The organism is Pseudocitrobacter cyperus (genome assembly GCF_039889165.1).
GTDB lineage: Bacteria > Pseudomonadota > Gammaproteobacteria > Enterobacterales > Enterobacteriaceae > Pseudocitrobacter > Pseudocitrobacter cyperus.
This window is the reverse complement of the sequence record NZ_JAYMYY010000001.1, coordinates 925,141-938,318: the sequence shown is the minus strand read 5'-3', so window position 1 is coordinate 938,318 and position 13,178 is coordinate 925,141. Positions and strand designations below refer to the sequence as shown.

The window sequence follows — 13,178 nt, the reverse complement described above, 5'->3', positions numbered from 1 at the left end:
TGCTGAACTGGTTGTTCAAAACGCCGACAAACCAGTAAACATAAATGTTTCTCCTGAATGATGCTACTGGTGTTGTTCTTCGATGAGAGCAACTTCGAACCACAAACCGGGCATCATTTTTTCCAGGCCTTCGGTCAGCATCTTCCCGGCTTCGTGAAGTCTCTCCAGTGGCATCTGTGGCAGGCTTTCCAGAATAAACCACATTTGCTGAGCTTCCACGCCTAAGCGGGTTCTGATCCCCTGTCGCCAGTTCCAGCGGCGACAGGTCACGCCTGTATCATCACACCAGACAACCTCTCCTTGCGAAGGATATTCAAAGGTGTTTTCACCCTCTTTGACGGTATCAAAAGGCTCTGTTCCTTTTGCCACAATCAGACGCGGCGACCCGTGATAGGCAGAAATATTCTCTCCACCAACCGGGATGGCGTAGCGGAGACTAACGGCATTATAAAGATCAACGATGGGATCGAGCGCTGGCATCGTTCCGTCACGTAATACGCGCTTACGTAACGCATCCGCGGAGCAAGGGGTGCGTTTAGGTTTAGCTCCAAATTTTTGAAAAACTTCGGCCCATGCGGCCAGATGAGATTCTGCCCATTCAGGTTCACCGGCCAGAACTGCTTCACAGGCTTCTCGCAGCGCCGTTTCTCCAGTGTCGGGATTAAGCACTGGCGCAGCTTTTACGCAGATACTGAGTGCCCGAAAACCGGGAGCAATACGATAAATTTCAGGGGCAATTGACGGAGATACTGTTAACACGTGATAATCCTGTAATGACCAATTTATTCCATGATAATGACCCATGACCAAAAAAGTCAATTTAATGACCGATGCAAATTCTATCGTCAACACGGTGAATGAGGCCGTATCTCAGCGAATTAAACTGTATCGTAAGCAAAAGAAAATATCCCTCGATGAACTCTCCCGTCGGGCGGGGGTCAGCAAAGGAGCGCTGGTTGAGATTGAGGGATGCCGTGCGAATCCCAGCATAGCCCTGTTATGCCGACTGGCTGCCGCGATGGGCGTTTCGATGGCTGATTTTGTGGATGTCAGTTCCAAACCGACCGTACATCTCATTGCTGAAGATGAGATCCCTGAATTGTGGGCAGGTGAAAAAGGCGGGAGAGCAAGGTTACTTGCTGGGTCGGGTGGCCCGGATATGACCGAGCTCTGGATGTGGGAAATGCAGCCAGGGGAAAAGTTTGCTTCACCCGGCCACACTGAAGGAACGCTTGAACTGTTTTATGTTCAGACGGGTATGCTCACGCTGGGCGTACAGGATCATCTGTATCGGATAAATACTGGCTGTTCGGCAACGGCCAGAACGGACGTTCCTCATTTCTATGAAAACCGGCAGGAAAGTCCATTGGTTTTCATCATGACAGTACATGAGAACGCATCCTGAGTGTTGCCCGGTATGCCAGTAGGGCTCGTCTTATCAAAGCGAGTTTGCAAGGAGTCTTTCGGTGGATAATCAGCATCTGAGTTTTACCAACGGCCAGTTTACCGTCGCAATCGATCCCGTTTTTTTTCAACTGAAAGCCATTCACGATTACCTCTCGCAAGCGTCCTGGGCGCCTGGCATTGATGCTGAAACGGTCAGAATATCAATCCAGAACCGCCTTTGTTTTGCAGCCTTTTTTGGGTATTTATATCTCCGTATATTAAAAAACAACACGCATCGCTACCCGGCGCGATGGATCGAAACCTTTTGCAAGCTCATCCTCACTTATGGCCGCCAAATGCGGTGGTCGCGCATCGCCTTCCACAATCTCAAAACCCATCGTGGCGTAAAACCTGGCATTAAATGCGGCGATTTTATCGGTTGTTAGCGTGGCGCCCGTCAGGCTGAGTAGCTTTCCATTACGGAGAATGGACTGCATGAGTTTATTGCCGATCCCACGGCGCTGCCAGTCCGGATGCACATCCATTTCTGCGATGTGCAGCCACTTGCCCTCGACTTTTCCTGCGATGAATCCGACGGGAACGGAGTCTGGCGTATAGGCTGCAAGCAGTAGCCCATTGCGGCTGAAATCGCTTAATTCATCAAGGTCAGATGCACTCGCCGGGCCGCTCATAGCTCCTGCCTGGCGTAACGTTTCAAAGGCTGCCAGTTCGATGGCGCGAAGAGCGGCAAAGTGCGTGGGTTGTGCGGGGGAGATGCTGAAGTTTATGTGATTGTCCTCCGTAGATTAAGGCAAAAAGTCACGCGGCGTTGAGCCCAGAACGCAACGAAAAGCCGCTGTAAATGCCGCCGGACATGAAAAACCAAGCTGGTAAGCGACCTGTTTGATTGGGATGCCATTCGCGAGAAGATCTAACGAAGCACAAATTCTGGCTCTTTGCTTCCATGCCCTGTAACTAAAGCCAGTATCCTTAACAAACAATCGCGAAAATGTACGGTCAGACATGGCCGCGATTGAAGCCAGATCGCTCAGCGATGCGTCCCAGCGCTGATTAACGAGTAATTCTCTGGCCGCCCGGAATAACCTCGCATCATGCGGCACTGGAAGCGCGGTAGCCAGCGGGGGCGCCTCGCTGAGGATTTCCAGAAGCAGCAGAGCCATTTTCCGTTGACTTGGTCGGTGGTAGTCCTCACTGAATAGCCCGGCTATCAACTCCTTCACCAACGCCGTAGCGGTAATTACATGCACCTGATCACTCCTGGTAAAGCTCGTACATTCTGCAATAAGGCTGCGGCTGAAATAAACAGCGCGTAGGTCGGTGTGTGAAAGCAGGTTGTAACTATGGATATGAAGAGGCGGTAGCCATAATGCACGCTGAGGAGGGATTACCCAGCGGTCACTCTCTGTTTCAACCAGCATAACCCCCCTGGTGGCAAACAGTAGCTGTCCTTCAACATGATGATGGGGAGGATCTACCTCTCCACGTTGATAGCTTATCGCCGTGCTTGACCAGCCCGTCGCGTCATCATGTCTTGGCGCTTTATCTATACTACCTGGCATTTCAAATTTAGCCCCTGCAATTATCATATCGAAACCAGAATCGTCCGGAGTATAGCCTGGTGGATGGGCGAGTTAATTATCCTTCTGATCATCATAGGTATTTTCTAATGCGAGTACACTTTATCGTACATGAAAGTTTTGAAGCCCCAGGGGCTTATGAGACCTGGGCAAGAAATCAAGGTCATGACGTGACTTACTCACGCGTATATGCAGGCGAGGCGCTGCCAACAAACGCTGAAGGCATCGATTTCCTTATCGTTATGGGGGGGCCGCAAGACCCCGCCACGACGCTTAATGAGTGCCCGCACTTCAATTCCAAAGATGAACAGGCGCTCATTGCTTCTGCAGTGAGCGCCGGCAAGGCCGTGATCGGTATCTGCCTTGGCTCACAGCTAATCGGTGAAGCGCTGGGCGCGCCGTTCTCTCATAGTCCTGAAAGAGAGATAGGTAAGTTTCCGATCACGCTGACTGAAGACGGGCGCAAGGAGGCGATGTTCTCTCACTTCGCGAAAACGCTCGACGTGGGTCACTGGCATAACGACATGCCGGGTCTGACTCCGGGGGCAAAAATTCTCGCTTATAGTGAAGGCTGCCCACGGCAGATTGTTCAATATTCTGACCGTGTCTTTGGTTTCCAGTGCCACATGGAGCTTACACCGGACGTGGTAGAACTGCTGATTGCGCATTCTGAGAAAGACCTGAACCGTGCCGCGGAATATCGCTTCGTTAACACCCCTGAAGAACTCCGGGCGCACGACTACAGCGAAATGAATCAGGTGCTCTTCGGCTTCCTTGATAAGCTGGAAGCATATTACAAGGCCGCTCAGGCATAATGCCATGCCCGGGAATTTGGATGTGTATGAGCTCTTTCTCAATGCCTCTATTATTCTCTCCCGCTTTAGTGGGCAGTATACTGTTAAAGCTAATAACAGGAGAGGGCGTATGGCTCAGGAAGTAACAAAGAAGAGCGGTAAACGCTCGCAGGCCGTCAGCGCCAAAAAAGAGGCCATTCTTTCGGCTGCGCTCAATACGTTTTCGCAGTTCGGCATTCATGGAACCCGGCTGGAGCAGGTGGCGGAGCTGGCCGGGGTGTCAAAAACCAACTTGCTCTACTATTACCCCTCTAAAGAGGCGCTTTATGTGGCGGTGATGCGGCAAATTCTGGCTATCTGGCTGGCTCCGCTGAAAGCGTTTCGCGAAGATCTTGCGCCGCTTCAGGCAATTAAAGAGTACATTTTGCTGAAGCTTGAGGTGTCGCGCGACTATCCGCAGGCGTCGCGGCTTTTCTGCCTTGAGATGTTGCAGGGCGCACCGCTGCTGATGAATGAACTGACCGGCTCTCTTAAAACGCTGGTTGAGGAAAAATCGGCTATTATTGCCGCATGGGTAAAGGCGGAAAAACTCGCGCCGGTCGACCCCCACCACCTGATTTTTATGATTTGGGCGACAACCCAGCACTATGCGGATTTTGCCACTCAGGTGGAGGCGGTTACGGGCGCGACGTTACAGGATGAAGCCTTCTTTCAGCGCACGGTCGAAAACGTTCAGCGGATGATTATCGAAGGCGTTCGCGTGCGCTAGTTCGCGGGCGGCAGCGGGCAGCTCAGATCACCCTCTTCGCACTGTAGCAGAGAGGAGATAAACGCTTCCCGCTCCGCGGTTTTATCCGCCAGGCACTGGTTATGCACCATCGGCTGGACGCTACCGCCTTCAGAGCTGGAACTGAGCAGCTCGCAATCGGCATCGCGCGAGGCAATCCAGGCGACCTGCGCTTTTTTCAGCAATTCACGCTGGGGCGACTGCGCCCGTTTTTGCGCCGCCTGATAGGTTTCATTCAGTTTTTTATCCGCCGCCTGATACTGGGCCGCGGTGCATTGATTCAGGTCACTCTGGGTACTGGCGCCGTTGCATTCATCCGCCAGCGCCGCACCACTCGCCATCAGGGCGATTATCGCCAGGAAAGTACGTTTCATCTGTTCACTCCCTTAAAAAAGATGTCGTTGAATATAGTATGAATGGTGGTCGGTGTGGAAGGGTCGTATGCGTGAAAAAAGCCAGCCGGGTCGGCTGGCTTTGGGTTGGATGATGGCCCGGTTAAGTGCTCAGACGAGCGCTTAACCGATTGTCATCAGGCTGGCGTTGCCGCCTGCTGCTGCGGTGTTCACACTCAGCGAGCGCTCATGGTAGAGACGCTCCAGCAGCAGGTTGGTCTCCCCACGCGCAAAGCCCTGCACCGAAACAATGGCTCCATCGCGGGCGGCTACGTGTTCGCACAGTTTCCGCAGTTGATCGGAGTCGCCGTGGTAAATAACCGCATCGAAGAACTGACTCATCAGCACCTCTTCTTTGGCGAAGCGGATACGCTCGCTGACCTCTTTGGGTAGCGTCTTCGCCAGTTCGCGCTGGAGCGGGGCGTCCGGCCACAACACTTCACTACCCACCGCCATGATAGCCGCCAGTTGTGTCAACGCGTCCTGCTGATTGTCGGCGATGCAGAGTACCCGCTCGCGCGGCATCAGCGTCCAGGTATTGCGTTCACCGGTAGGCCCCGGCAGTACGCGTTGGGTGCCTGATTGCGCCAGTTCACCATACTGCTGGCAAAGCGCACTGAGTGAAGCATCGCCTTTATCCCAGTTTTTCAGGGCGGTCAGCGGTTTTTCCAGCAGCGATTTTAACTGCGCATCGACCGGGTATTCCGCATCCTGACGTGCAAGGGTAGTGCCGAGCGCGGCTTCCGGGCGGCTTGCCAACAGGCGGTAGAGATACATCGGGCCGCCCGCTTTCGGGCCGGTGCCGGATAACCCTTCGCCGCCGAACGGCTGGACACCGACCACGGCGCCAACCATGTTGCGGTTAACATACAGGTTGCCGACTTTCGCGCTGCCTGTGACCTGGGCGATGGTTTCATCGATACGAGTATGGACGCCGAGCGTCAGGCCATAGCCGGAGGCATTAATCTGCTCGATAAGCTTATCCAGATTGTTGCGGTTGTAGCGCACAACGTGCAGCACCGGGCCGAAGACCTCTTTTTTCAGTTCGTCGAAGCTTTCAAGCTCGATAAGCGTGGGTGCGACAAACGTTCCCGATTGCCACTCACGCGCATCGTCGCTGTTTTCCCGTGCCGCCTGGAAGACGGTACGGCCTTTGGCGCGCATCGCCTGAATGTGGCGTTCGATATTGGTTTTGGCTTCTTCATCAATTACCGGGCCGATGTCGGTGGTCAGGCGGCCCGGGTTGCCCATCCGGCATTCGCTCATTGCGCCACGCAGCATGGTCAGCGTGTGATCGGCAACTTCGTCCTGCAAACAGAGCACACGCAGGGCAGAGCAGCGCTGTCCGGCGCTATCAAATGCGGAAGCTACCACATCCACCACCACCTGCTCAGTCAGAGCGGAGGAGTCGACAATCATCGCGTTCATCCCGCCGGTTTCAGCGATAAGCGGTGTCGGGCGACCCTGAGCATCAAGACGGGTGGCGATATTGCGTTGCAGCAGGGTGGCGACTTCTGTTGAACCAGTAAACATCACCCCGCGCACGCGGCTATCGCCAGTGAGTTGCGCGCCGACGGTTTCGCCACGGCCAGGCAGCAGTTGCACCACGCCCGGCGGTACACCAGCTTCCAGCAGCAGAGCAATTCCCTGGGCGGCAATCAGCGGTGTCTGTTCCGCCGGTTTCGCCAGCACACTGTTACCGGCGGCGAGCGCCGCGGCAATTTGCCCGGTGAAGATGGCCAGCGGGAAGTTCCATGGGCTAATACACACCACCGGGCCGAGTGGGCGGTGGGTTTCATTGTCAAAATCGTGACGCACCTGGCCTGCGTAGTAGTGCAGGAAGTCCACGGCCTCTCGCACTTCCGCAATGGCGTTGCTGAAGGTTTTGCCCGCTTCACGCACCAGGATGCCAATTAACTGCTGCATCTGGCCTTCCATCAGTACCGCAGCCCGTTCCAGGATCGCAGCGCGCTCCTGCGGCGGTGTGGCAAACCAGATTGGCGCATTGTTCACCGCGCTGTTTAGCGCCTGTTCTACTTCATTTTCGCTCGCTTCACGCACATAACCGACGACATCTTTCGGCTCGGCCGGGTTAATCAGCGGCGTCATTTCGCCTTCGCTAACCGGCTGCTCCAGCATCGGCAGGGCGCGCCATTTTTGTAGCGCACTATTCAGCAGCGATGAAGAGAGGGATGCAAGGCGATGTTCGTTTGAGAGATCAAGGCCGGCGGAGTTAGCGCGATCTTTGCCGTAAAGGTCGCGCGGCAGGGCGATTTTAGGATGCGGCAGGCCCGGCGTTCCTTCCTGAATCGCCATCTTCTCAACGGCCTCAACCGGGTCTGCGACCAGTTCATCGAGCGGCAGCGTCGTGTCGGCGATGCGGTTAACAAAGGAGGTGTTGGCGCCGTTTTCCAGCAGACGACGCACCAGATACGCCAGCAGCGTTTCGTGGGTGCCAACAGGCGCGTAAATACGGCATGGACGGTTTAACTTGCCGTCAGCCACTTTCCCGACCACCTGCTCATACAGCGGCTCGCCCATACCGTGCAGACACTGAAATTCATACTGCCCCGGATAGTAGTTCTGCCCGGCCAGTTGATAAATGGCCGCCAGCGTATGCGCGTTGTGGGTAGCGAACTGCGGATAGATCAGGTTTGGTACACTCAGCAGTTTTTTCGCGCAGGCGAGATAAGAGACGTCGGTATACACCTTACGGGTGTAGACCGGATAGCCTTCCAGGCCGTCCATCTGGGCGCGTTTGATTTCGCTGTCCCAGTACGCGCCTTTCACCAGGCGGATCATCAGGCGGCGACGGCTGCGGGTCGCGAGATCGATCAGGTAATCAATAACGAACGGGCAGCGTTTCTGGTATGCCTGAATAACGAAGCCGATACCATTCCAGCCAGCCAGTTCTGGTTCAAAGCACAGTTTTTCCAGCAGATCGAGAGAGATTTCCAGGCGGTCTGCTTCTTCAGCATCAATATTGATGCCGATATCGTACTGGCGAGCCAGCAGCGTCAGGGATTTCAGACGCGGGTACAGCTCTTCCATGACGCGGTCATATTGCGCACGGCTGTAGCGCGGGTGCAGGGCGGAGAGCTTGATAGAAATACCCGGCCCTTCATAGATGCCGCGTCCGTTCGAGGCTTTGCCGATGGCGTGAATCGCCTGCTGATAAGAGACCATATAGGCCTGCGCGTCGGCGGCGGTCAGCGCCGCTTCGCCCAGCATATCGTAGGAGTAGCGGAAACCTTTCTCTTCCAGCTTGCGGGCGTTGGCCAGCGCTTCGGCAATGGTTTCGCCGGTGACGAACTGTTCACCCATCAGGCGCATCGCCATATCCACGCCTTTGCGGATCAATGGCTCGCCGCTCTTACCGATAATGCGATTCAGGGAGCGGGAGAGGCTGGCCTCATTGTGGGTTGAGACCAGTTTGCCGGTGAACAGCAGGCCCCAGGTCGCGGCGTTGACGAACAGCGACGGGCTGCGACCGATGTGCGACTGCCAGTTACCGTTGCTGATTTTGTCGCGAATTAACGCATCGCGGGTGGCTTTATCAGGGATACGCAACAGCGCTTCGGCCAGGCACATCAGCGCCACGCCCTCCTGCGAGGAGAGGGAAAACTCCTGCAACAGGCTCTGCACCATGCCCGCACGTCCGCTGGCGGTTTTCTGATTGCGCAGTTTTTCTGCCAGCTTCCAGGCCAGTTGATGGGCCTGAGCGGCGATATTTTCCGGCAGACGCGCTTGCTCAAGCAGCATCGGCACCGCGTCAGTTTCACTGCGGCGATAGGCGGCGGTAATGGCGGCACGGCTCACCGACTGAGGCAGGATCTGCTCCGCAAATTCGAGGAACGGCTGGTGAGGCTCATCCTGGACGGCGAGAGCCTCATCACCTTCGTTTGCCGCACCGGCGAGCAGCGCCGGTAATTCCGGCAACACTTCGTCGTTTTCCAGCTTCTCCAGATAATTAAATATTGCCTGTTTAATTAACCAGTGCGGGGTGCGATCAATTCGCGTGGCTGCGCTTTTAATTCTCTCGCGGGTTGCTTCATCCAGCTTAACACCCATGGTGGTGGTGCCCATGCCATCTACTCCTGTTGTTTTGTCGTCATCTTTTTTGGCGTAGCAAGAATATCCACCATGTTGCAACTTTGTGCAACCATGTTAAATGTGACATCAACTGCAACCTGAGAAATGAATTTATTGTTAAAAGAAAAAGTGATGGTACGGAATGTAACCGATGTATCTCAAAGCTTGATTTTGAGGGCTGGTTAACACTTCTAAACGGTGCAACCCTAAAAAGCGTGAGGGAGTGCAACCTATAGGAAAATGGTATTAAGACAGGGATGCATTTGATGTAAATGCGGTGTTAAATCGTTTGTGAAAAATCTTCGCTTCCGTCAGGATACGGTCGCCTGAATAACAGTACAGGCCTTTACCTCGTTCCGGTAAGGGAATAACGACAAGTCGGATGTTGTCGACGAATAAATCTGGAGAGTTTTAATGAATATAAGCACACCGATGCTGGTGACTTTTTTTGTCTATATCTTTGGCATGATATTAATCGGTTTTTTTGCCTGGCGATCGACGAAAAACTTTGACGACTACATTCTCGGAGGTCGAAGCCTCGGGCCATTCGTGACGGCGCTTTCTGCTGGCGCGTCAGATATGAGTGGCTGGCTGCTGATGGGTCTGCCGGGGGCGATTTTTATCGCCGGGATTTCCGAAAGCTGGATTGCCATTGGCCTGACCGTCGGGGCGTGGATCAACTGGAAACTGGTTGCCGGACGCCTGCGCGTACACACCGAAGCGAACAACAACGCACTGACCCTGCCGGATTACTTCACCGGTCGTTTTGAAGATAAAAGCCGTGTACTGCGCATTATCTCGGCGCTGGTTATCCTGCTGTTCTTCACTATCTACTGTGCTTCCGGCATCGTGGCCGGGGCGCGTCTGTTTGAAAGCACCTTCGGCATGAGCTATGAAACTGCCCTGTGGGCGGGTGCGGCGGCAACCATCATCTACACCTTTATTGGTGGCTTCCTGGCGGTGAGCTGGACGGATACCGTCCAGGCCAGCCTGATGATTTTCGCGCTGATTCTGACGCCGGTGATGGTGATTCTGGCGGTGGGCGGCCTTGATGATTCGATGGCAGTCATCAAGCAGAAGAGCATTGAAAACATTGACATGCTGAAGGGGCTGAACTTTGTCGCCATCATTTCCCTGATGGGCTGGGGGCTTGGCTACTTTGGTCAGCCGCATATCCTGGCGCGCTTTATGGCGGCGGATTCTCACCACAGCATCGTGCATGCGCGTCGCATCAGTATGACCTGGATGATCCTGTGTCTGGCGGGTGCGGTCTCGGTTGGTTTCTTCGGCATCGCTTACTTCCAGAATAACCCGGCGTTAGCGGGGCCGGTAAGTCAGAACGCCGAGCGCGTGTTTATCGAACTGGCGCAAATCCTGTTTAACCCATGGATTGCCGGTATTTTGCTCTCGGCAATTCTGGCGGCGGTAATGTCGACCCTGAGCTGCCAGTTGCTGGTGTGCTCCAGCGCCATTACGGAAGATCTGTACAAAGCTTTCCTGCGTAAAAACGCCAGCCAGAAAGAGCTGGTGTGGGTAGGGCGTTTGATGGTGCTGGTGGTGGCGCTGGTGGCGATTGCGCTGGCGGCTAACCCGGAAAACCGTGTTCTCGGACTGGTCAGCTATGCCTGGGCGGGCTTTGGCGCGGCGTTTGGCCCGGTTGTTCTGTTCTCGGTGCTGTGGTCACGAATGACGCGTAACGGCGCGCTGGCCGGGATGATTATCGGTGCAGTAACCGTGATCGTCTGGAAACATTTCGAGCTGCTGGGCCTGTACGAAATTATTCCGGGCTTTATTTTCGGTAGCCTCGGCATTGTTATCTTCAGCCTGCTGGATAAAGCGCCATCCGCGGCGATGCGCCAACGTTTTGACGACGCTAACGCGCATTACCACTCTGCGCCTCCGTCACGTTTGCAGGCGGAATAAACCTTACCGCTTAACCTCTTATTCGGCCTACAGATCTTCATGTAGGCCGAATAAACAAAATACCCTCCGCCATTTTTCGTCCTCTCCGCTTTTACATTTACTTATCATTTCCAACATATTTCACTTGAATTTCGTCTTTGCGTAATGATAATCGCTATCACTCACATTTACTTTTCTTTGCATGTGTTGACTGTGATTCACATTTAAGGACGTTCACATGTTTGTGCCTTTTCTGATTATGCTGCGCGAAGGGTTGGAAGCCGCGCTTATTGTTAGTCTTATCGCCAGCTATCTGAAACGCACACAGCGTGGTGGCTTAATAGGCGCGATGTGGATTGGTGTCTTACTGGCTGCTGCGCTCTGCCTGGGACTGGGCATTTTTATCAACGAAACCACCGGCGAATTTCCGCAAAAAGAGCAAGAACTGTTTGAAGGTATCGTCGCGGTTATCGCCGTTGTGATCCTGACGTGGATGGTGTTCTGGATGCGAAAAGTTTCACGTAACGTGAAACAGCAACTGGAGCAGGCGGTGGATAACGCGCTGGCGCGGGGGAATCATCACGGCTGGGCGCTGGTTATGATGGTCTTTTTCGCCGTGGCGCGTGAAGGGCTTGAATCGGTGTTCTTCCTGCTGGCGGCATTCCAGCAGGATCTCGGTATCTGGCCGCCGCTGGGCGCGGTGCTTGGGCTGGCGACGGCCATTGTGCTTGGCTTCCTGCTTTACTGGGGCGGTATCCGCCTGAACCTCGGCGCATTCTTCAAATGGACCAGCCTGTTTATTCTGCTGGTGGCGGCGGGTCTTGCTGCCGGAGCCATTCGCGCCTTCCACGAGGCGGGGTTGTGGAACCACTTCCAGGCTGTCGCTTTTGACCTGAGCGGCACGCTCACCACCCATTCGCTCTTTGGCACCTTACTGGAAGGCATATTTGGCTACCAGGAAGCGCCAAGCGTCAGCGAAGTGGCTGTCTGGTTACTCTATTTACTTGTTGCGCTGGCGCTCTTTTTCTGGCCGGCGCGTGTGCCAAACGCAGCATCACGTATCGCCCCGTAAGGCAAATGGCTTTTACTCATTGAAAGGGATGGAACATGACCACTATTTTTCGCCATAGCGCTATTGCTGCGCTGTGCTCTTTAGCATTTTGCTCGCAGGCTGCTGATATTCCCAAAGTCAACGTCACGGTAAATGACAAACAGTGTGAACCGATGACGCTGACAGTAAATGCGGGGAAAACGCAGTTTATCATCCAGAACCACAGCCAGAAGGCGCTGGAGTGGGAGATCCTCAAGGGCGTGATGGTGGTGGAGGAGCGTGAGAATATCGCGCCGGGCTTCACCCAGAAGATGACCGCCAACCTGCAACCGGGCGAATATGAGATGACCTGCGGCCTGCTGACCAACCCTAAAGGTAAGTTGATTGTCAAAGGCGCGGCGACAGCGGATGCGGCGAAAGCGAACACCGTCCTTAGCCTCGGTGGGGCGATTACCGAATATAAAGCCTATGTGACTGCGCAAACGGCTGAACTGGTAAAAGGCACCAAAGCCTTTGCCGATGCGGTGAAAGCGGGTGATATCGAGAAGGCGAAGTCGCTGTATGCGCCGACGCGCCAGTACTATGAGCGTATTGAACCTATCGCAGAGCTTTTCTCTGACCTCGACGGCAGCATTGACGCCCGCGAAGACGATTACGAGCAGAAGGCGGCTGACCCGAAATTTACCGGTTTTCACCGTCTGGAAAAAGCGCTGTTCGGCGACAACAGCACCAAAGGTATGGAGAAGTATGCTGACCAGCTTTACAGCGATGTGCTTGATTTGCAAAAGCGGATTGCTGAGTTAGCCTTCCCGCCGTCAAAAGTGGTCGGCGGTGCGGCGGGGCTTATCGAAGAGGTCGCCGCCAGTAAAATCAGCGGGGAAGAAGATCGCTACAGTCACACCGACCTGTGGGATTTCCAGGCCAACATCGACGGCGCGCAGAAAATTGTCAACCTGCTGCGCCCGCAACTGCAAAAAGAGAACAGCGCGCTGCTGGCGAAAGTGGATGCCAACTTTAAGAAAGTGGACGCTATTCTGGCGAAATACCGCACCAAAGATGGCTTTGAAACCTATGACAAATTGACGGATGCCGACCGTAACGCGCTGAAAGGGCCGATTACTACGCTTGCGGAAGACTTAGCGCAGTTGCGTGGGATCCTGGGGCTGGACTAAGCAT

The 13,178-nt window shown here is 54.5% G+C and carries 11 protein-coding genes and 1 pseudogene; 7 read left to right on the top strand and 5 right to left on the bottom strand.

Annotated elements, in window-relative coordinates; translation table 11 throughout:
• Positions 1-63: 63 nt before the first annotated feature.
• Positions 64-759, bottom strand: coding sequence for a B3/B4 domain-containing protein (locus VSR74_RS04615; protein ID WP_347793620.1), 696 nt, complete (start codon positions 757-759; stop codon positions 64-66).
• A gap of 43 nt (positions 760-802) precedes the next feature.
• Here VSR74_RS04615 and VSR74_RS04610 point away from each other — a divergent pair, with 43 nt between their 5' ends.
• Together VSR74_RS04610 and VSR74_RS04605 are read left to right on the top strand one after the other, a co-directional pair.
• Positions 803-1,405 (top strand): helix-turn-helix domain-containing protein, encoded by a 603-nt coding sequence (locus tag VSR74_RS04610; RefSeq protein WP_347793619.1) that lies wholly within the window; start codon positions 803-805, stop codon positions 1,403-1,405.
• Between the two features lie 61 nt (positions 1,406-1,466).
• Positions 1,467-1,646 (top strand): annotated as a pseudogene (locus VSR74_RS04605) (GNAT family N-acetyltransferase); the annotation flags it as partial.
• Between the two features lie 18 nt (positions 1,647-1,664).
• Here VSR74_RS04605 and VSR74_RS04600 read toward each other — a convergent pair.
• Positions 1,665-2,078, bottom strand: coding sequence for a GNAT family N-acetyltransferase (locus VSR74_RS04600; protein WP_347793618.1), 414 nt, complete (start codon positions 2,076-2,078; stop codon positions 1,665-1,667).
• 114 nt (positions 2,079-2,192) lie between these two features.
• Positions 2,193-2,993, bottom strand: coding sequence for an AraC family transcriptional regulator (locus tag VSR74_RS04595; protein ID WP_347793617.1), 801 nt, complete (start codon positions 2,991-2,993; stop codon positions 2,193-2,195).
• An 80-nt stretch (positions 2,994-3,073) separates the two neighbouring features.
• Here VSR74_RS04595 and VSR74_RS04590 point away from each other — a divergent pair, with 80 nt between their 5' ends.
• Together VSR74_RS04590 and rutR are read left to right on the top strand one after the other, a co-directional pair.
• A complete protein-coding gene (locus tag VSR74_RS04590) occupies positions 3,074-3,799 on the top strand; it encodes a type 1 glutamine amidotransferase (RefSeq protein ID WP_347793616.1) in 726 nt (241 codons plus the stop codon).
• Positions 3,800-3,908: 109 nt separating this feature from the next.
• Positions 3,909-4,547, top strand: a complete 639-nt coding sequence (rutR, locus tag VSR74_RS04585) for an HTH-type transcriptional regulator RutR (protein WP_347793615.1) — start codon at positions 3,909-3,911, stop codon at positions 4,545-4,547.
• Here the strand turns inward: rutR and VSR74_RS04580 are convergent.
• Positions 4,544-4,939, bottom strand: coding sequence for a lysozyme inhibitor LprI family protein (locus tag VSR74_RS04580; protein WP_347793614.1), 396 nt, complete (start codon positions 4,937-4,939; stop codon positions 4,544-4,546). The genes rutR and VSR74_RS04580 overlap by 4 nt on opposite strands.
• Positions 4,940-5,080: 141 nt before the next feature.
• A complete protein-coding gene (putA, locus tag VSR74_RS04575) occupies positions 5,081-9,043 on the bottom strand; it encodes a trifunctional transcriptional regulator/proline dehydrogenase/L-glutamate gamma-semialdehyde dehydrogenase (RefSeq protein WP_347793613.1) in 3,963 nt (1,320 codons plus the stop codon).
• Positions 9,044-9,463: 420 nt separating this feature from the next.
• On the opposite strand from putA, the gene putP reads away from it, so the two are divergent.
• From putP to efeO, 3 genes are all read left to right on the top strand, one after another.
• The gene (gene putP, locus VSR74_RS04570) at positions 9,464-10,972 is read left to right on the top strand and encodes a sodium/proline symporter PutP (RefSeq protein ID WP_347793612.1); all 1,509 of its coding nucleotides are present in this window, start codon (positions 9,464-9,466) and stop codon (positions 10,970-10,972) included.
• 217 nt (positions 10,973-11,189) lie between these two features.
• Complete coding sequence (efeU, locus tag VSR74_RS04565) at positions 11,190-12,023, top strand: iron uptake transporter permease EfeU (RefSeq protein ID WP_347793611.1); 834 nt, start codon at positions 11,190-11,192, stop codon at positions 12,021-12,023.
• Positions 12,024-12,058: 35 nt separating this feature from the next.
• The gene (gene efeO, locus VSR74_RS04560) at positions 12,059-13,174 is read left to right on the top strand and encodes an iron uptake system protein EfeO (protein WP_347793610.1); all 1,116 of its coding nucleotides are present in this window, start codon (positions 12,059-12,061) and stop codon (positions 13,172-13,174) included.
• Positions 13,175-13,178: the final 4 nt, after the last annotated feature.